The organism is Streptomyces seoulensis, from assembly GCF_004328625.1.
In the GTDB taxonomy this organism is placed as follows: Bacteria; Actinomycetota; Actinomycetes; order Streptomycetales; family Streptomycetaceae; genus Streptomyces; species Streptomyces seoulensis.
In genome coordinates this window covers 1,720,621-1,738,000 of record NZ_CP032229.1, presented here as the reverse complement: position 1 = coordinate 1,738,000, position 17,380 = coordinate 1,720,621, and the positions used below count along the sequence as shown (strand labels likewise).

Below are 17,380 nucleotides of genomic sequence, written 5' to 3'. Positions count from 1 at the left end.
CTACGCCTCCTTGGAGAACAGCGTCCGGCCCCACCAGTCATGGGGGTCACGGACACCGGGCGGGACCGCGAAGACCGCCGAACCCACGTGCTGGATGTACTCGTTGAGCGCGTCGTGCGCGGAGAGCCGCCGCTGGAGCGGGATGAACCCCTCCCGCACGTCACGCTGGTAGGCCAGGAAGAACAGGCCCGCGTCCAGGCGGCCGAGCCCGTCCGTGCCGTCGGTGAAGGAGTAGCCCCGGCGCAGGATGGTGATCCCGCCGTTGGAGTCCGGGTGGGCCAGGCGCACATGGGCGTCCGGCTTCATCGCCTTCAGGAACGGCGCGTCGTGCTCCTTCGCCTTCCCGACCGGTGCCCCCTCGCCCTTGTCCCGGCCGAACACGTCCTCCTGCTCCTGGAGCGACGTCCGGTCCCAGGTCTCGATGTTCATCCGGATGCGCCGGGCCACCAGATACGAACCCCCGGTCATCCAGGCCGACTTGGCGTCCCCGTCGGAGGCGGACACCCAGACGTGCTTGTCCAGCCGGGCGGTCTCGGTGCCGGCGATGTTGCGGGTGCCGTCCTTGAAGCCCATCAGGTTGCGCGGGGTCTGGGCGTCCGGCGTGGTCGAGGAGGTCTTGCCGAAGCCCAGCTGGGACCAGCGCACCGCGACCTTGCCGAAGCCGACGCGGGCCAGATTGCGGATGGCGTGCACCGCCACCTGCGGATCGTCCGCGCACGCCTGCACACAGAGGTCGCCCCCGGTGCGGGCGGCGTCCAGGTTGTCGCCGGGGAACTTCGGCAGGTCCGCCAGCCCGGCCGGACGCCGGTCGGCCAGCCCGAACCGCTCGAAGAGGGAGGGCCCGAAGCCCACCGTGAGGGTCAGCCGCGAGGGGCTCAGCCCCAGCGCCTCGCCGGTGTCGTCCGGCGGGGCCTCGGCGAGCCCGCCGTACGCGCCCTCGCCGACCGGCTTCCCGGCGGTCATCAGCCGGGCCGCCGCCGTCCAGTCCTTGAGCAGCTGGACGAACTCCGCGCGGTCCTCGGTCTTCACGTCGAACGCGGCGAAGTGCAGCCGGTCCTGCACCGGGGTGGCGATGCCCGCCTGGTGGGTGCCGTGGAAGGGGACGGCGTGGTCCGGGGCCGCCGACGCCAGGCCCAGCCCGCCGTCCGACAGCGCCACACCGCCGCCCGCCGCGGCGGCGCCGAGCGCGAGCCCGGCACCGCCCCAGCCGATCAGCGCGCGCCGCGAGGGTCCACTGCGCTCGTTCTCGGTCATCGCTCGTGCTCCCGTACCTACTTGACGACCGCGGCCGCGAGCTTGGACAGCGGCTCGGCCAGGGCGTTCACCGCGTCGGACAGTTCCTTGCGCTGGTCCTTGCCGACCTTGTCGTAGGAGACGAAGTCGTAGGAGTCCTTCGCGGGGCGGTACTTGTCCAGCAGCTTGTCCAACGCCGCGAACTGCTTGTCCAGTTCACCGGTGAGCGCGGAGTCGTTCTTGGCGGCGACCGGCTTCAGCAGCTCGTACGCCTTCTGCGCGCCCTCGACGTTGCCCTTGAAGTCGACCAGGTCGGTGTGCGCGTAGCGGTCCTCCTCGCCGGTGACCTTGCCGGTCGCGACCTCGTCCAGCAGCTCCTTGGCGCCGTTGGCCATGGAGGTCGGGGTGATCTCGGCCTTGCCGACCCGGTGCTGCCAGTCCCTCAGGTCGGTGACCAGCTCGGCGGCGAGCTTCTTGTCCCCTGCGCCGATCTTCTTGTCCTGCCAGAGGGACTTCTCCAGCCGGTGCCAGCCGGTCCACTTCTGGCCGTCCTCCAGGCCGTCCGCGCGGGTGTCGACCTTGGGGTCGATGTCGCCGAAGGACTCGGCCACCGGCTCGGTGCGCTCCCAGCCGAGCCGCGAGGGCGCGTACGCCTTCTTCGCGGCGGCCAGGTCGCCGGCCTGGACCGCCTTGGCGAAGGTCTCGGCGAGCGGGACCGTCTCGTCGGCCTGGTCCTGGGCGTACTGGCGGTATCCGGCGACCGCCGCGTCCAGCGCGGGGTTCCGCTTGGCGGACGCGCCGGAGCCGGTCACGTCGAGCTTCTGCCGCACACCGTGGCCCTTCATGCCGGGACGGCAGGCGATCTCGTACGAGCCCGCCTTCACCTCGGCGGTCAGCGTGTACTTGGTGCCGGGGCCGATGTTCTCCTTCTCGGAGACGATCCGGTCGTCGGGGAAGACGATCTCGACCTCGGTGGCGCGCGAGCCCTTGTTCTCGATCTTCAGGGTGACCTGACCGGCCGGGACCGACTTGGCCGAGGTGTCGCACTTGGTGTCGGCTGCGGTGACCTGGATGGCGTCGCCGTCCTTGGCGTCGCTCTTGGCGGTGCACGCCGACAGGGCGGTCAGCGCGGCAGCCGCGGTGGCGGCGATCGCGATCGGACGGACGGCTCGCATAACGGGCTCCATGCGGTCAGGACGGCATGAATCCGCCCATTCGGTTTGGTGAGGCTTGCCTAACTTACCCGACCCTTAGTCCGCCCGTCCCCGCCTGATACCGGATTCGAACGGCACGAAAAGATCACAGACACGACTTGATGTCGGATTCCAAAAAACGATCTCAAGCATCGGCAAAGAGCAGCCCAAGCGCCCGCGATGCTTCAATGCACCGGTGACTGACTACGACGTGCTCCGGGTCTTCTGCGGCCCCTCGGGCGGCTATGGAAACGAACTGGGCGTCGTCCGCGAGGGCTCGCTGCTGCCCGGCCGGGACGACCGGCAGGCGCTCGCCGCCAAACTCGGCTTCAGCGAGACCGTGTTCGTGGACGATCCCGAGCGCGGAGTGATCGACATCTACACCCCCGCCTCCCGGCTGGCCTTCGCGGGCCACCCCTGCGTCGGCACCGCCTGGCTGCTCGACGTGCCCGAACTGGTCACGCCCGCCGGGGAGGTCGGCACCCGGCTGGACGGCGAGTTCACCTGGATCGAGGCCCGCGCGGAGTGGGCCCCGCCGCGCACCCTGCGCCAGTACGCGAGCGCCGCCGAGGTGGACGCCCTTCAGGTGCCGCCGCCCGGCGAGTGGATCTACGCCTGGGCCTGGGAGGACGAGGCGGCGGGCCGCGTGCGCGCCCGCGCCTTCCCCGGCCGGGGCGACGGCATCGACGAGGACGAGGCGACCGGCGCGGCAGCACTGCTGCTCACCGACCGCCTCGGCCGTGCCCTCAACATCACCCAGGGCCGAGGCTCCCAGCTCCTCACCGCCCCCCAGCCGTACGGCTGGGTGGAGGTCGGCGGCCGGGTCGTACTGGAGCGCTGAGCTGCCCTAGGGCAGCGTCAGGATGTCCGCGCCGGTGTCCGTCACCACGAGGGTGTGCTCGAACTGGGCCGTGCGCTTGCGGTCCTTGGTCACCACGGTCCAGCCGTCGTCCCACATGTCGTACTCGTGGGTGCCCAGCGTCAGCATCGGCTCGATGGTGAAGGTCATGCCGGGCTGGATGACCGTGGTGGCGTGCGGGGAGTCGTAGTGCGGCACGATCAGCCCGGAGTGGAACGACGAGTTGATGCCGTGGCCGGTGAAGTCCCGCACCACGCCGTAGCCGAAGCGCTTGGCGTAGGACTCGATGACCCGGCCGATGATGTTGATCTGCCGGCCGGGCTTGACCGCCTTGATCGCCCGGTTCAGCGCCTCGCGGGTGCGATCCACCAGCAGCCGCGACTCCTCGTCCACCTCGCCTACCAGATACGTGGCGTTGTTGTCGCCGTGCACCCCGCCGATGTACGCGGTGACGTCCAGGTTGACGATGTCGCCGTCCCGGAGCACCGTCGAGTCCGGGATGCCGTGGCAGATGACCTCGTTGACCGAGGTGCACAGCGACTTGGGGAAGCCCCGGTAACCCAGCGTCGACGGGTAGGCGCCGTAGTCGCACATGTAGTCGTGCGCGACCTTGTCGAGCTGGTCCGTGGTGACACCGGGGGCGATGATCTTCGCCGCCTCCGCCATGGCCCGCGCGGCGATCCGGCCGGCGGTCCGCATCGCCTCGACCGTCTCGGGCGTCTGCACCTCCGGACCGGTGTACGGCGCGGGCGCGGGCTTTCCGACGTACTCCGGGCGGCGGATGTTCCCGGGCACCGGGCGGGTGGGGGAGAGCTCCCCTGGTACGAGCAGCGACTGGCCAGACATGCCAGCGAGTCTAACCAGCGGGCATGGGGGAACATGTGGGTGGCGAGAGGAGCCGTTGATGTCCGTGTTCAAGAAGCGCACCCAGGGCAAGCCGGGCGAGTGGTACTACTGCCTGGAGCACAAGAAGGTCGAGGAGGGCCCCGACTGTCCCGGAAAGGACCGTTTCGGTCCCTACGCCTCCCCGGACGAGGCGCGCCACGCGATGGAGACCGCCCGTGAGCGCAACGCCGACTGGGAGACGGACCCGCGCTGGCACGACACCCCGGCCGACGAGTCCGACAAGGACTGAGGCAGCTTTCTCAGACATGATCTTCAGCCGCCCTCACCGCTGGTGGGGGCGGCTTCACGTTCTTCACCGGGGCTTGCTCACCAGGGCGCCGCCGGGGGTGCCGTCAGGGTCTCCGCCAGCCGGGAGAGGCGGTCCCTGAAGCCCCGGCGGGCCCTGGGCGGTCCCGCGTTCTCCCCGGCCGCCGCGCTCACCAGGTGCTGCACGCTGTCCAGGTCCAGCTCCGCGCCGTCCGGCACCGCCAGCGTCTCGTGCGCCATCGCCGCCAGCTCGGCCCCGCCCGCCCCGAGGGCCAGCACCGTCACCCCGGCCCGCCGGGCGCTGTGCACCCGCTCCAGCAGCTCGGCCGGCTCCTCCGGCGCCACCACCAGCAGGGTCTCGCCGCGCCGGGCCTCCGCGATCCGGTTGGGGCCCACCGCCAGATGCGCCGGGTCACCGGGGCGGGCGTGGTGCCGGACCAGGGTGGGGGCCAGCTCGGGCGTGCCGGACCAGGCCGCCTCGTCCACCAGATGCGCGGCCAGGTGCCAGGGCTCGTACTCCTCGGTGCCCGCCAGCAGCAGGCCGCCGCCGTGGGCCGTCACCGAGCCGCGCAGCACCCCCGCGAACCGCCGGGTGGCGCCCAACCACTCGGTCCCGGTGAGCACTTCGCGCAGCAGCGCGACCCGTACGGCGTCCATGCGGCCGCATCCTGCCGCAACCGGTCACTCCCGCACCGCAGTTCACGCGCGGTTCACCCCTGCGGGTGCCGCGTGACGCGGCCCACCCTCGCCGGGTGACGGCGCCCGCGCGGACGTAGAGTCGGCCCATGACCTCCAGCGACAGCGCACAGCAGACCGGTACCGGTGCTGCCAAGGACCCCGCGAAGGCCCCCGCCAAGGACCCCTGGGACCTGCCCGACGTCTCCGGGCTGACCGTCGGCGTGATCGGCGGCACCGGGCCGCAGGGCAAGGGCCTCGCCCACCGGCTCGCCAAGGCCGGCCAGAAGGTGATCGTCGGCTCCCGCTCCGCCGAGCGCGCGCACGCGGCCGCCGAGGAGCTGGGCCACGGCGTCGAGGGCGCCGACAACGCCGAGACCGCGCGCCGCAGTGACGTCGTGATCGTCGCCGTGCCGTGGGACGGCCACGCCGACACCCTGAAGTCGCTCCGCGAGGACCTCGCGGGCAAGCTCGTCGTGGACTGCGTCAACCCGCTCGGCTTCGACAAGCAGGGCGCCTACGCGCTCACCGTCGAGGAGGGCAGCGCCGCCCAGCAGGCCGAGGCGCTGCTCCCGGACTCCCGGGTCACCGCCGCCTTCCACCACCTCTCCGCCGTCCTCCTGGAGGACCCGGAGATCGACGAGATCGACACCGACGTGATGGTCCTCGGCGACAAGCGGGCCGACACCGACATCGTGCAGGCCCTGGCCGGGCGCATCCCCGGCATGCGCGGCGTCTTCGCCGGGCGGCTGCGCAACGCCCACCAGGTGGAGGGTCTGGTCGCCAACCTGATCTCCACCAACCGCCGCTACAAGGCGCACGCCGGGCTCCGCGTCACCGACGTCTGACGGCACCCGGGCGGGACGTACGGGCCCGATGGGGGACACTGGTCGGCGTAGCAGTGTCCCCCGACAGGAGCCGACCCCATGCCCCGCATCGCCCTCGTCACCCTCGCCGTCTGCGTGCTCGCCGTGGCCGCGGCCGTCGTGTCCTTCGTCCAGGGCAGCTGGCTGGGGATCGTCTGGGTGCTGCTGGCGGGCCTGACGTCCAACATGGCGTTCCTCGCGATCCGGCGCGAGCGGGCCAGGTCCGGCGGCGGCTCCGCTACGGGATGACCGAGCACACCTGCGGGGTCTCGGTCCAGAAGCGGTACAGGTAGTAGCCGCAGTCCGAGAAGGCGCCGTCCACGCCCAGCGCGCTCAGCAGGGTGTAGATCACGTCGAAGAACGCCCGGTTGACCGAGGGCACCCACAGCAGCGCGAACACGATCAGCAGGCCGAACGGCGCGATCGGCTCCACCTGCCGCTTGATCCCGTTCGACAGCCACGGCTCGATCACGCCGTAGCCGTCCAGGCCCGGCACCGGCAGGAAGTTCAGGATCGCCGCCGTGACCTGGAGCAGCGCCAGGAACGCCAGCGCGTACCGGAAGTCGCGCGGGACGCCGTCCAGCGCGTGCAGCCAGAACGGCGCCGTGCACACCGCCGCGAACAGCACGTTGGTCAGCGGACCGGCCGCCGAGATCAGGCTGTGCCGCCACCGGCCCCTGATCCGGCCCCGCTCGATGAAGACCGCGCCGCCCGGCAGGCCGATCCCGCCCATGATCACGAACAGCACCGGCAGCACCACGCTCAGCAGGGCGTGCGTGTACTTCAGCGGGTTCAGCGTCAGATAGCCCTTGGCGCCGATCGAGATGTCCCCGCTGTGCAGGGCGGTACGGGCGTGCGCGTACTCGTGCAGACACAGCGAGACGATCCACGCGGCCGTCACGAACAGGAACACCGCGAGCCCCGGCTGCGCCGCGAACCCCGTCCAGGTCGCCCAGCCCGTCACCGCCGCGATGGCCACGATTCCGGCGAACACGGGACTGATCCGGCGGTCGCCGGCACGCGAGAGGGCGGTGGTCATGGGGCTCCTGCCTACGGATAAGTGCTGAGGGTCGACCGTACCGGTGATGTCGGGGGAACGTCCCGGCCCCGCCCCGGGGTTCCGGGCCGCCGCGGTGTCCGCATGAGCGCCGGTTCCCCCGTCGGTTCGCGCGTCGGTGAAACCCGGAGGCGCCGCGGGTGCGTCCCCAAGGACAATGGACCCCGTGCGCTATCGGCTTCTCGGCACCACCCAGGCTCTCCGTCCGGACGGCACCCCCGTCCCCGTCGGCGGCGCGCGGCTGCGCGCCCTGCTGACGGTGCTCGCGCTGCGCGCCGGTCGGACCGTACCGGCCGGGGTGCTGGTCGACGAGGTCTGGGGGGCCGACCCGCCCGCCGACGCGCCCGGCGCCCTCCAGGCGCTGGTCGGGCGGCTGCGCCGAGCCCTCGGGTCCGACGCGATCGCCTCCGTCGACGGGGGGTACCGGCTCACCGCCGCCCCGGACGACGTGGACCTCGCCCGCTTCGACCGGCTCACCGGCGACGGCCGCCGCGCCCTCGACGACGCCGACCCGGCCAAGGCCGCCGTCCTGCTGGACGACGCCCTCGCCCTGTGGCGCGGGCCCGTCCTCGCCGACCTGCCCGACCGCACCGCCGACGCCGCCCGCTGGCAGACCCGCCGGCTGGACGCCCTGCGCGCCCGGCACACCGCCGCCCTCGCCCTCCGTCACGCCGAGTCGTCCCTGCCCGAGCTGGCCGCCCTGTGCGACGAGCATCCCCTGGACGAGCCCCTGCAGGCCCTGCGGCTGCGCGCCCTGCGCGACACCGGCCGCACCGCCCAGGCACTGGCCGCCTACGAGGAGGTACGGCGGCTCCTCGCCGACCGGCTGGGCTCCGACCCCGGCGCCGAGCTGCGCGCGCTGCACGCCGAGCTGCTGGCGGACACCGGGCCCGAGCCGGTGGCGCCCACCCCGGCCGCCGCTGCCGGGCCCCGGCCCGCGCCGGGCAACCTGCCCGCCCGGCTGACCTCGTTCGTCGGGCGGGAGTCCGACATCGATGCCATCGGCGCCGACCTCGCCGGCTCCCGCCTTGTCACGCTGCTCGGGCCGGGCGGCGCGGGCAAGACCCGGCTCTCCATGGAGGCCGCCGAGGCGGTCCGGGACTCCGTGCCCGACGGGGCCTGGCTCGCCGAACTCGCGCCCGTGGACGACCCCGACGCCGTACCGCAGGCCGTGCTCACCGCCATCGGCGCCCGCGAGACCGTGCTGCACGGCGCGGGCGTCGAGAGTGTGCGCGCCGCCTCCGACCGCTGGGGCGACCCGGTCGAGCGGCTGGTGGAGCACTGCGGACGGCGCCGGATGCTGATCATCCTGGACAACTGCGAGCACGTGGTGGACGCCGCCGCCCGGCTCGCCGAGCGCCTGCTGGCCGACTGCCCGTACCTCACCGTCCTCGCCACCAGCCGTGAACCCCTCGGCGTACCGGGGGAGTTGCTGCGGCCGGTGGAGCCGCTGCCCGAGCCGGTCGCGCTGCGGCTGCTCGGTCATCGCGGCGCGGCCGCCCGGCCCGGCTTCACGGTGGCCGACGACCCCGAGGCGTGCGCCGAGATCTGCCACCGCCTGGACGGCCTGCCGCTGGCCATCGAGCTGGCGGCCGCCCGGCTCCGTATGCTGACGCCTCGTCAGATCGCGGACCGGCTGGACAACCGGTTCCGGCTGCTCACCTCCGGCAGCCGCACCGTGCTGCCCCGCCAGCAGACCCTGCGCGCGGTGGTCGACTGGTCGTGGGACCTGCTCGACGCCGCCGAACGCGAGGTCCTGGGCAAGCTGTCGGTGTTCGCCGGCGGCTGCGACCTCGCCGCGGCCGAGGCCGTCTGCGGGCCCGTCGCGCTGGACGCGCTCGGCTCGCTGGTCGACAAGTCCCTGGTGGTGGCCGCTCCTTCGGCCGGCTCCGGGATGCGCTACCGGCTGCTGGAGACCGTCGCCGAGTACGCCGCCGAACGGCTGGACGAGAGCGGCGAGCGGGCCGCCGCCGAGCGCGCCCACCTCACCTACTACCGCGAACTCGCCCGCACCACGGACCCGTTGCTGCGCGGCCACCACCAGCGCGAGGCGATCGAGCGCATCCAGGTGGAGTACGAGAACCTGCGCACCGCCCTCAGGCACGCCGTCGCCCTGCGCGACGAGCAGGAGGGCCTGTGCATGGTGCTCTCCCTGCTCTGGTACTGGCAGATGCGCGACCAGCGCCTGGAGGTCCGGGCCTGGTGCGAGGAGGTCATGGCGCTCGGCCCCGACCCGTTCGAGGAGCCGGCCGCGCACGCCGAGCCGGTGTGGACGCGCAGCACCGAGAACCCGCCCCCGCTCGCCGGTGAGGACCTCGCCGAGGCCCGGCGCGGACTGCACCTGGCCCATCTGGCCTGCATGGACACCGACATGGAGGCATGGCAGAGCCCGGCGGCGCGGGACAAGCTGACCGTCGTCACCGAGGTCTACCGCCCCGGCCTGCCCCAGACCTGCCGCTCACCCGGCATGCTCTGGTGGTTCGCCGAGATGCTCGTCAACGGCGTGGGCCGGCTGCCCGAGATCACCGACGCCACCGTACGCACCTGCCGGGAGACCCCCGGCTACGAGTGGGAGCTGGCCGGCGCCCTCCAGACCCGCGCCAACCTGCTGGCCAACCGCGCCACCTGGGCGGGCGACGCCACCCGTGACGCGGACGAGGCGCTGGAGATCTACCGGCGCCTCGGCGACGACTGGGGCCTGGCCGAGGCGCTGTCCGCGCGCGGCGAGGCCCATGAGCGCCAAGGGCGGTACCGCGAGGCCGCCGCCGACTACGAGGGCGCCATGGCGCACGCCGAACACCTCGGCGCCCGCGCACAGATGGCCGTCCTCGGCGCCCGCCTCGGCAACGTCCTGCTGGAGGCGGGCGACGAGGAGCGCGGCGAACGGCTGCTGCGCGAGGTCGTGCACGAGCTGGACGGCAGACACAGCGAGGCCATGCCGGTCGCCCGGCTGCATCTGGCCTCCTGGCTCCTGGTCACCGGGCGCACCGCCGAAGCCCGGGTTCAACTCACCCTGTTGCGCGAGGAGTTCGTGCTTGCCCGGTTCATCGTCTTCGACGCCATGATCCTGGCCCAGGAAGCCTGGCTGGACGCCGAGGAAGGGCACTCCGAGCGTGCGCTGGAGGGTGTCCGCCGGGCGCTGGAGCTGGCCGGGGACCCGCTGTGCGAGGTGGTCGTCCCGCAGATGCCGAGCGTCTGCCTCACCGTCGCCGCGCTCGCCCTGGCGCTCGTCCCCGACCGTTCGCGCGTCCTGGACGCCGTCCGCTGCCTGGGCGCCTCCTCGGCCCTGCTGCCGGAGGGGCATCTGCGGCCGAAGGTGGAGCAGCGGGCGTACGACCGTACCGAGGCCCGGGTCCGTGAGGTGCTCGGCGAGACGGCGTTCGCCGCCGCGTACGCCGAAGGCGGTGGCCTCTCCCTCGTGGAGGCCACCGCCCTCGTGTGAACCGTGCGTTCGCCGAACGTCAGGTCTTGGTACGGAACTTGTGGATGGCGACCGGTGCCATCACCGCGGTGATCGCCACCGACCAGGCGACCGTGACCCACAGGTCGTGGGCGACCGGGCCGCCGACCATCAGACCGCGCGCCGCGTCGGCGAGCGTGGACAGCGGGTTGTAGTCGGTGAACGCCTGGAGCCAGCCCGGCATCGACTTGGTCGGCGCGAAGATGGACGAGCCGAACTGGAGCGGGAACAGCACCAGGAAGCCCATCGCCTGAACGGACTGCGCGCTCTTCATCACCACGCCCAGGGTGAGGAAGACCCACATGATCGAGGACGCGAACAGCGTGGCCAGGCCGACGGTGGCGAACAGCCCCGGCCAGCTCGTGATGTGGAAGCCGACCAGCACGGCGACGACCATCAGCACGGCCGTGGCGAACAGCATGCGGCCCAGCTCCACCGCGAGCTTGGCGAACAGCACCGAGCCCCGGCCGATCGGCAGCGAGCGGAACCGGTCCATGACCCCGCTGTTGAAGTCCTGGCTGAAGCCGGTGCCGACGCCCTGCGACATCGTCATGCTCATCATCGCCAGCATGCCGGGGATGACGTACTGCACGTACTGCTCCTGGCCGCCGCCGAGGGCCTGGCCGATGGAGCCGCCGAAGACGAACACGAACAGCAGGGTGAAGACGACGGGCATCAGCAGCGCGTCGAACATCGACTCCGGGTCCTGCTTGATCCACAGCAGGTTGCGGCGGACGAGGGCGCCGGTGTGCCGCAGGTGGCCGCGCAGGGTGATGCGGGAGTCCGCGAGCGGTACGGGCGGGACGGTCGTGGTGGCGCTCATACGGCGACCTCTTCGCGGGAATCGGCGGGCGTGGCGTCCTGCGGGGCACTGGCGCGGTGGCCGGTGAGCGAGAGGAACACCTCGTCCAGGCTGGGGAGTTCGGTGACGATGGAGGAAATGGTGATGCCGCGCGCGGTGACCGCGCCGACGACTGCGGTGAGCTGCTCGTCGCTGAGGATCGGCACCAGCAGGGTGCCGGTCTGGCGGTCCACGGTGGTGGTGGCCAGGCCGGTGATGCCCAGCTCGTCCAGCGTGGTGGCGAGCGGCTCCAGCTGGAGCGGGTCGATGGGGCGTACGCGCAGGGTGCGGCCGCCGACCTTCGCCTTCAGCTCCTCGATGCGGCCGCCCGCGATCACCTTGCCCCGGTCCACCACGGTCAGCTCGGAGGCGAGCTGCTCGGCCTCCTCCATGTACTGGGTGGTGAGCAGCACGGTCACGCCCTCGCCGACCATCGCCTTCACCTCGTCCCAGACCTCGTTGCGGGTGCGGGGGTCGAGGCCGGTGGTGGGCTCGTCCAGGAACAGCACCTGCGGGCGGCCGATCATGGAGGCGGCCAGGTCCAGGCGCCGCCGCATGCCGCCGGAGTAGGTGGAGGCGGGGCGCTTGGCCGCCTCCGTCAGGGAGAAACGCTCCAGCAGCTCGTCCGCGCGGCGGCGCGCGTCCTTGCGGGACAGGTCCAGCAGCCGCCCGATCATGTACAGGTTCTCCCAGCCGGGCAGCTTCTCGTCCACCGAGGCGTACTGCCCGGTCAGCCCGATCACCCGGCGCAGCTGCCGGGGCTGCCGCACCACGTCGTACCCGGCCACGAGCGCCTCGCCGGCGTCCGGGGTGATCAGGGTCGACAGAATCCGCACCAGGGTGGTCTTGCCGGCGCCGTTCGGCCCCAGCACCCCCATCACGGTCCCCTCCCGGACCTCCAGGTCCACCCCGTCCAGCGCCTTGGTCTCGCCGTAGTGCTTGACCATCCCCCGCACGGACACGGCGGAACGGCCGCCGCCGGGGTTCTCATCGATTCGCGTCATGAGGAGGACTGTGCCAGGGGCCACCGACAATCCACCGACAGACGGCCGACAGCAGGGCAGGATGACGGGATGGTCACGCTTGAGACTCCCCGCCTGATCCTGCGTCGCTGGCGCGAGGAAGACATCGCGCCGATGGCTGCCGTCCACGCCGATCCCGTGGTCATGCGGTGGATCCGTGACGGCGGCGTCCGTGACGAGGAGCAGACCCGCCGTGGGGTCCGGGCCTGGGAGAGCGAGTGGGAGTCGGAGGGCTTCGGTCTGTTCGCCGTGGAGATCCGGTCCACCGGCGAGCTGGCCGGGTTCACCGGCCTCTCGGTGCCCCGCTTCCTGCCGGAGGTACTGCCGGCGGTCGAGGTCGGCTGGCGGCTGGGACGCTCCCACTGGGGGCAGGGGCTGGCCACCGAGGCCGCCACGGCCGCCGTACGGTTCGGGTTCGAGGAGCGGGGGCTGGAGCGGATCGTCAGCATCGCTCAGGTGGGCAACGACGCCTCCGAACGGGTCATGACCAAACTGGGGATGCGGCCGGTCCGTGAGACCGTCCATCCCACCTGCGGTCGGCGGGTGCGGGTGTTCGAGCTGCGGTCGGACCGGTACGTCGCGCCGCCCGTTGACGGCGGCCGTTCTAGGTGAGTCTGCGTGAGGATCACGAGACGTCGAGCGGCAGACCCCGGTGGAAGACGGCCATGGCCAGGCCGGGGCCGTTGTAGTCGTCGACGACCTCCGCCTCGAAGCCGAGGCTGCGATGGAAGGCGATCGAGCCGCTGTTCCCGACCGATGTGATCGCCTTCAACCGCCGTGCGCCATGGCGTTCCGCCGCTTTCGCGAACGCCGTGTAGAGACGGCGCCCGAGACCGGCGCCACGGGCGTCCTCCCGGGTGGCGATCAGATGCACGTACCCGGTGCCGTCCGGGGTGACGAACCCGAAGACGTACCCACGGATTCCGTCCTCGGCACGGGCGACCAGGCAGGTGTGACCGAACTCCTGCACCAGCGCCAGAAGATGCAGCGACCGGAGATCGCGCTCGCCCCAGTAACGGGGGTGATCCGCCAGGACCCGGTGGAAGTCGTCCACCCCGGCCGGTGCGATGCGTATGTCCATGACGGCGATGATGGCAGGCGCCTCCAGCGCTGACGGGCCACCGGCGAATACCTCCCGCCTGTCGGACGGATGTGGTTCGCTGCGGGGGTGACCCAGCACCTGGAGACCGTCGCGTTCGAATCCGCCGAGGCGTTCGAGGCATGGCTCGGCGAGCACCACGCCGTCTCGCCCGGCATCTGGCTCAAGCTGCGCAAGAAGGGCCCCGGAACCGTCGCGCTGAACTACGCCCAGGCGCTCGACGTGGCCCTCTGCTACGGCTGGATCGACGGCCAGAAGGCCAAGCTCGACGACCAGTGGTGGCTCCAGCGATTCACCCCGCGCACCCCGCGCAGCAAGTGGTCCAAGATCAACCGCGCCAAGGCCGTCACCCTGGCCGAACAGGGCCGCATGCGCCCCCCGGGCCAGTCCGAGATCGACCGCGCGAAGTCGGACGGCCGCTGGGAGGCGGCCTACGACAGCGCGAGGACCGCCACGGTCCCGGCCGACCTCGCCGCAGCCCTGACCGCCGCCCCGGCCGCGGCGGAGTCCTTCGAGCAACTGGACCGCCAGAACCGCTACGCGATCCTCTACCGCATCCAGGAAGCCAAGAGGTCCGAGACGCGGGCCCGCCGGATCGAGAAGTACGTGTCGATGCTGGCGAGGGGCGAGAAGCCGCATCCGTAGTCATGGGAGTGATACTCCGAAGGCCCCACCCATCCACTGCGGAAGTGGATGAACGGGGCCTCGGTCGGGCGGAGGGCTCAGCGGTGTACCCGCTCCTGCGGCTCCGGGACGTGTGCCGCGACGAGGCGGCCCGTGGGCGAGGACGCCCGTCGGCGGTCCACCCCGTACGCGACCCCCGCGACACCCAGGCCGAGGACGGCCAGTACCGCTCCCGCCAGTGCCGGCGACGTCGCGCCGAAGCCCGCGGCCAGGGCGAGGCCGCCGATCCAGGCGCCGCCGGCGTTCGCCAGGTTGAAGGCGGCCTGGTTGGCGGAGGAGGCGAGGGAGGGGGCCGCGGCGGCCTTCTCCATGACCATGAGCTGGAGGGGCGAGCCCGTGACGAACGCGGCCATGCCGAGCAGGGTCACCCCGAGCGCCGCGCTCCACTCGGCACGCATCAGCACCGGGAACAGCGCGAGGACGACGCCGAGCGCGGCGAGCCCGCCGAACAGCGTGCCCCGCATCGCGTGGTCGGCCAGGCGGCCGCCCAGCAGGTTGCCCGCGGTCGCGCCGACGCCGAACAGCGCGAGCAGCAGCGTCACGCTGGCCGGGGCGAACCCGGCGGAGTCGGTCAGCATCGGGGTGACGTAGCTGTACGCGGCGAACAGCGCGCCGAAGCCCGCGACCGTCGTACCGAGCGCCAGCCAGACCGGCAGGGACTTCAGCGCGGCCAGCTCGTGCCGCAGCCCCGCCGCCGTGGCGTGGGTGTGGTCGCGCGGGATGAGCAGGGCCAGCGCGGCTATCGCGGCCAGGCCGATGGCGCTGACCCCGAGGAAGGTTGCCCGCCAGCCCATGTGCTGGCCCATGAGCGTGGCCACGGGCACGCCCGCGACGTTGGCGACGGTCAGCCCCAGGAACATCAGGGAGACCGAGCGGGCCTTGCGCTCCGGCGCGACCATGCCGGTGGCGACGACCGCGCCGACGCCGAAGAAGGCGCCGTGCGGCAGGCCGCTCAGGAAGCGGGCGGCGAGCAGGGACTCGTAACCGGGGGCGAACGCGGAGAGCGCGTTGCCCAGGACGAACACGGCCATCAGGCCGATCAGCACCGTGCGCCGGGACATCCGGGCGGTGACCGCGGCCAGCAGCGGTGCGCCGATGACCACGCCCAGCGCGTACGCCGAGACCAGGTGCCCGGCGGTCGGGATGGATATGTGCAGGTCGTCCGCGACGTCGGGCAGCAGGCCCATCATCACGAACTCGGTGGTACCGATGCCGAAGGCGCCCACGGCAAGGGCGAGCAGGGCCAGGGGCATGAGGGGACCTCTCAGAACGAATGTGCCGTACAGGGCTCAGGGGGAATCTTCTATGTTCCCGTACGGAACAAAGTCTTTCAAGGCCAGTATTCCTGCGGGTTACGACGGCATGTCGAGCTTCACACGAGCGGCCACCGGAAGATGGTCGCTGTTGGTGCGCGGCAGGGTCCAGGAACTCTCCGGCTCGACGCCCTTGACCATGATCTGGTCGATCCGCGCCATCGGGAACGCGGCCGGCCAGCTGAACCCGAAGCCGCTGCCCGCCGCGCCCTGCGTGGAGCGGAGCTGGGAGGTCACGGCGTTGAGCGAGCGGTCGTTCATCGTGCCGTTCAGATCGCCGAGCAGCACGACCCGGGTGAGCGTCTCGTCCGCGATGGCCTCGCCGAGCGCGTCGGCGCTCTTGTCGCGCTGCCGGGCGGTGAACCCGGCCTCCAGCTTCACCCGCACCGACGGCAGGTGCGCCACGTACACCGCGACCAGCCCGTCCGGCGTGGAGACGGTGGCGCGCATCGCCCGCTTCCAGCCGAGCTTGATGTCGACCGCCTGCACCTGGCTCATCGGGTACTTGCTCCACAGCCCGACCGTGCCCTCCACCGCGTGGTAGGGGTACGTGGCCTTCAGCGCGGACGCGTACACCGGCACCGCCGAGGCGGGCAGCTCCTCCAGGGCGACCATGTCGGCGCCGGAGGCGGAGACGTCGTGGGCGGTGGCGGCCGGGTCCGGGTTGTCGGCGTTCACGTTGTGGGTGGCCACCACCAGATCACCGCCGGTGCCCGACTTGTCGGAGAGCAGCAGCCCGCCGAACAGGTTCAGCCAGACGATCGCCGGGAGCAGCAGCGCGATCAGCGCGGTGGCGGAGCGGCGGACGACGCCGAGCACCAGCAGCGCCAGGATCGCCAGACCCAGCCAGGGCAGGAACGTCTCGATCAGGCTGCCCAGGTTGCCGAGCCGGTTCGGGATGCGCGAGTGCACCACCATCACCAGCGCCAGCAGCAGCGCGAGCGCGGCGGTGACCAGCCCGCGCCGCCAGATACCGGGGTCACCGCGCCAGCCGCCGAACAGGCGGTGCGCCAGGCGCCGAAGCCGGGACACTGGTCGCTCGGGCCCCGAGCCGCCGTTGTCCGTCTCCGTCATGTACGCCTGCTGCGCCATACCGTGCCTCACTGCCTGCCGTGCACTCCGTCATCCCCCCGTGTGTCTGTACGACCCTAGGGGATGCCGGGCTCCGTTCCGCCGTCCCATGACGGCCGTTCGGAAGTCGATGACGTACGAAGCGGGGCCGGCAGTTCCGTGGAGCCCCGCCACGCGGGGTTTCTGTGACGAAACCCGCACATCCGGGCTACTGCGCCGGGGGCCTGACGGGCCGTAGGCCGGCGAGCAGTGTGTCGACGATCTCCTCCGCGAGCCCCTCGGGGAGGCCGGCGTCGGGGCGCAGGACGGTGCGCACCAGCATGGCGCCGACGAACATGTCGTTGGCCAGTTCCACGTCGATGTCGGTACGCAGCTCCCCGTCGCGCTGGCCCCGGCGCAGCACGTCGAGGGTGAGGGCGCGCCGGGGCGCTATGACGTTCGCCTCGTAAGCGGCCCAGATGCGGGGGCTGCACTTCGCCTGGACGTAGACGTTGTGCATGATCGCCGAGGACCGGCTGGCCAGTCCCCGGCGGCGCAGGGTCTCCAGCATGACGACGAGGTCGTCGCGCATGGAGGTGCCGGGGAGCTGCGGGTCGGGGGGCTCGGCGGCGCGCATGACGTCGACGAACAGCTCCTCCTTGCCGCTCCACCGGCGGTAGATCGTGGCCTTGCCGACCCCGGCGGTCCGGGCGACCCGCTCGATGGACAGGTCGGCCAGCGGTACGCCGTCCTCCAGGAGCTTCATCACGCCCTCGATGATGGCGCGCTCCACGGCCTCGCTGCGGGGCCTGCCCCGGGCGGGGGCGGGCTGCGCTGACCGGTCTGCGGCAAGGCTCACGTCTGTGTCGTCCTCTC

The 17,380-nt window shown here is 72.2% G+C and carries 18 protein-coding genes; 7 read left to right on the top strand and 11 right to left on the bottom strand.

All coding sequences use genetic code 11. The features are described from left to right. Both efeB and efeO read right to left on the bottom strand, forming a co-directional pair. Nucleotides 1-1,254, bottom strand: a complete 1,254-nt coding sequence (gene efeB / locus D0Z67_RS08135; RefSeq protein WP_031179788.1) for an iron uptake transporter deferrochelatase/peroxidase subunit — start codon at nt 1,252-1,254, stop codon at nt 1-3. A 17-nt stretch (nt 1,255-1,271) separates the two neighbouring features. Beyond that, nucleotides 1,272-2,408, bottom strand: a complete 1,137-nt coding sequence (gene efeO, locus D0Z67_RS08130; RefSeq protein ID WP_031179789.1) for an iron uptake system protein EfeO — start codon at nt 2,406-2,408, stop codon at nt 1,272-1,274. 214 nt (nt 2,409-2,622) lie between these two features. Here efeO and D0Z67_RS08125 point away from each other — a divergent pair, with 214 nt between their 5' ends. Then, nucleotides 2,623-3,267, top strand: coding sequence for a PhzF family phenazine biosynthesis protein (locus D0Z67_RS08125; protein ID WP_031179790.1), 645 nt, complete (start codon nt 2,623-2,625; stop codon nt 3,265-3,267). Between the two features lie 6 nt (nt 3,268-3,273). On the opposite strand, the gene map is transcribed toward D0Z67_RS08125, so the two are convergent. Then, nucleotides 3,274-4,131 (bottom strand): type I methionyl aminopeptidase, encoded by an 858-nt coding sequence (map, locus tag D0Z67_RS08120; RefSeq protein WP_031179791.1) that lies wholly within the window; start codon nt 4,129-4,131, stop codon nt 3,274-3,276. Between the two features lie 58 nt (nt 4,132-4,189). Between map and D0Z67_RS08115 the strand changes: the two genes are divergently transcribed. Further along, complete coding sequence (locus D0Z67_RS08115; RefSeq protein ID WP_031179792.1) at nt 4,190-4,420, top strand: hypothetical protein; 231 nt, start codon at nt 4,190-4,192, stop codon at nt 4,418-4,420. Between the two features lie 77 nt (nt 4,421-4,497). Here D0Z67_RS08115 and D0Z67_RS08110 read toward each other — a convergent pair whose 3' ends face one another. Then, complete coding sequence (locus D0Z67_RS08110; RefSeq protein ID WP_031179793.1) at nt 4,498-5,094, bottom strand: hypothetical protein; 597 nt, start codon at nt 5,092-5,094, stop codon at nt 4,498-4,500. A gap of 128 nt (nt 5,095-5,222) precedes the next feature. Between D0Z67_RS08110 and npdG the strand changes: the two genes are divergently transcribed. Both npdG and D0Z67_RS08100 read left to right on the top strand, forming a co-directional pair. Beyond that, complete coding sequence (gene npdG / locus D0Z67_RS08105) at nt 5,223-5,960, top strand: NADPH-dependent F420 reductase (protein WP_031179794.1); 738 nt, start codon at nt 5,223-5,225, stop codon at nt 5,958-5,960. A gap of 78 nt (nt 5,961-6,038) precedes the next feature. After that, nucleotides 6,039-6,227, top strand: a complete 189-nt coding sequence (locus D0Z67_RS08100) for a hypothetical protein (protein WP_031179795.1) — start codon at nt 6,039-6,041, stop codon at nt 6,225-6,227. Here D0Z67_RS08100 and D0Z67_RS08095 read toward each other — a convergent pair. Further along, nucleotides 6,217-7,017, bottom strand: coding sequence for a site-2 protease family protein (locus D0Z67_RS08095; protein ID WP_031179796.1), 801 nt, complete (start codon nt 7,015-7,017; stop codon nt 6,217-6,219). The two genes, D0Z67_RS08100 and D0Z67_RS08095, sit on opposite strands and share 11 nt — an antisense overlap. A 175-nt stretch (nt 7,018-7,192) precedes the next feature. Between D0Z67_RS08095 and D0Z67_RS08090 the strand changes: the two genes are divergently transcribed. Next, a complete protein-coding gene (locus D0Z67_RS08090) occupies nt 7,193-10,477 on the top strand; it encodes an AfsR/SARP family transcriptional regulator (protein ID WP_031179797.1) in 3,285 nt (1,094 codons plus the stop codon). Nucleotides 10,478-10,496: 19 nt separating this feature from the next. Here the strand turns inward: D0Z67_RS08090 and D0Z67_RS08085 are convergent, their stop codons facing one another. Both D0Z67_RS08085 and D0Z67_RS08080 read right to left on the bottom strand, forming a co-directional pair. Next, nucleotides 10,497-11,318 carry an ABC transporter permease gene (locus tag D0Z67_RS08085; RefSeq protein ID WP_031179798.1) on the bottom strand — a complete coding sequence of 274 codons (822 nt, stop codon included), beginning with the start codon at nt 11,316-11,318 and terminating at the stop codon, nt 10,497-10,499. Continuing rightward, nucleotides 11,315-12,340, bottom strand: a complete 1,026-nt coding sequence (locus D0Z67_RS08080) for an ATP-binding cassette domain-containing protein (protein WP_031179799.1) — start codon at nt 12,338-12,340, stop codon at nt 11,315-11,317. Before D0Z67_RS08080 ends, D0Z67_RS08085 begins: the two co-directional genes overlap by 4 nt. 69 nt (nt 12,341-12,409) lie before the next feature. Here D0Z67_RS08080 and D0Z67_RS08075 point away from each other — a divergent pair, with 69 nt between their 5' ends. Then, complete coding sequence (locus D0Z67_RS08075; protein ID WP_031179800.1) at nt 12,410-12,970, top strand: GNAT family N-acetyltransferase; 561 nt, start codon at nt 12,410-12,412, stop codon at nt 12,968-12,970. A gap of 13 nt (nt 12,971-12,983) precedes the next feature. On the opposite strand, the gene D0Z67_RS08070 is transcribed toward D0Z67_RS08075, so the two are convergent. Beyond that, the gene (locus D0Z67_RS08070; RefSeq protein WP_031179801.1) at nt 12,984-13,439 is read right to left on the bottom strand and encodes a GNAT family N-acetyltransferase; all 456 of its coding nucleotides are present in this window, start codon (nt 13,437-13,439) and stop codon (nt 12,984-12,986) included. Nucleotides 13,440-13,508: 69 nt separating this feature from the next. Here D0Z67_RS08070 and D0Z67_RS08065 point away from each other — a divergent pair, with 69 nt between their 5' ends. After that, nucleotides 13,509-14,102 carry a YdeI/OmpD-associated family protein gene (locus D0Z67_RS08065; protein ID WP_031179802.1) on the top strand — a complete coding sequence of 198 codons (594 nt, stop codon included), beginning with the start codon at nt 13,509-13,511 and terminating at the stop codon, nt 14,100-14,102. Nucleotides 14,103-14,179: 77 nt separating this feature from the next. Here D0Z67_RS08065 and D0Z67_RS08060 read toward each other — a convergent pair whose 3' ends face one another. The 3 genes from D0Z67_RS08060 to D0Z67_RS08050 form a co-directional block, all read right to left on the bottom strand. Beyond that, on the bottom strand, nt 14,180-15,394 hold the full coding sequence (locus tag D0Z67_RS08060) for an MFS transporter (protein ID WP_031179803.1): 1,215 nt from the start codon (nt 15,392-15,394) through the stop codon (nt 14,180-14,182). A 99-nt stretch (nt 15,395-15,493) separates the two neighbouring features. After that, complete coding sequence (locus D0Z67_RS08055; RefSeq protein ID WP_031179804.1) at nt 15,494-16,546, bottom strand: endonuclease/exonuclease/phosphatase family protein; 1,053 nt, start codon at nt 16,544-16,546, stop codon at nt 15,494-15,496. A 187-nt stretch (nt 16,547-16,733) separates the two neighbouring features. After that, nucleotides 16,734-17,363 (bottom strand): TetR/AcrR family transcriptional regulator, encoded by a 630-nt coding sequence (locus D0Z67_RS08050; RefSeq protein WP_031179805.1) that lies wholly within the window; start codon nt 17,361-17,363, stop codon nt 16,734-16,736. Between the last annotated feature and the right edge of the window lie 17 nt (nt 17,364-17,380).

Coding starts and splice junctions, on each gene's coding strand:
- D0Z67_RS08070 (WP_031179801.1), bottom strand. CDS start 13,439: ATGGACATACGCATCGCACCGGCCGGGGTGGACGACTTCCACCGGGTC.
- D0Z67_RS08075 (WP_031179800.1), top strand. CDS start 12,410: ATGGTCACGCTTGAGACTCCCCGCCTGATCCTGCGTCGCTGGCGCGAG.
- D0Z67_RS08055 (WP_031179804.1), bottom strand. CDS start 16,546: ATGGCGCAGCAGGCGTACATGACGGAGACGGACAACGGCGGCTCGGGG.
- D0Z67_RS08085 (WP_031179798.1), bottom strand. CDS start 11,318: ATGAGCGCCACCACGACCGTCCCGCCCGTACCGCTCGCGGACTCCCGC.
- D0Z67_RS08095 (WP_031179796.1), bottom strand. CDS start 7,017: ATGACCACCGCCCTCTCGCGTGCCGGCGACCGCCGGATCAGTCCCGTG.
- D0Z67_RS08115 (WP_031179792.1), top strand. CDS start 4,190: ATGTCCGTGTTCAAGAAGCGCACCCAGGGCAAGCCGGGCGAGTGGTAC.
- D0Z67_RS08065 (WP_031179802.1), top strand. CDS start 13,509: ATGTGGTTCGCTGCGGGGGTGACCCAGCACCTGGAGACCGTCGCGTTC.
- D0Z67_RS08080 (WP_031179799.1), bottom strand. CDS start 12,340: ATGACGCGAATCGATGAGAACCCCGGCGGCGGCCGTTCCGCCGTGTCC.
- npdG (WP_031179794.1), top strand. CDS start 5,223: ATGACCTCCAGCGACAGCGCACAGCAGACCGGTACCGGTGCTGCCAAG.
- D0Z67_RS08110 (WP_031179793.1), bottom strand. CDS start 5,094: ATGGACGCCGTACGGGTCGCGCTGCTGCGCGAAGTGCTCACCGGGACC.
- D0Z67_RS08060 (WP_031179803.1), bottom strand. CDS start 15,394: ATGCCCCTGGCCCTGCTCGCCCTTGCCGTGGGCGCCTTCGGCATCGGT.
- efeO (WP_031179789.1), bottom strand. CDS start 2,408: ATGCGAGCCGTCCGTCCGATCGCGATCGCCGCCACCGCGGCTGCCGCG.
- map (WP_031179791.1), bottom strand. CDS start 4,131: ATGTCTGGCCAGTCGCTGCTCGTACCAGGGGAGCTCTCCCCCACCCGC.
- efeB (WP_031179788.1), bottom strand. CDS start 1,254: ATGACCGAGAACGAGCGCAGTGGACCCTCGCGGCGCGCGCTGATCGGC.
- D0Z67_RS08090 (WP_031179797.1), top strand. CDS start 7,193: ATGGACCCCGTGCGCTATCGGCTTCTCGGCACCACCCAGGCTCTCCGT.
- D0Z67_RS08100 (WP_031179795.1), top strand. CDS start 6,039: ATGCCCCGCATCGCCCTCGTCACCCTCGCCGTCTGCGTGCTCGCCGTG.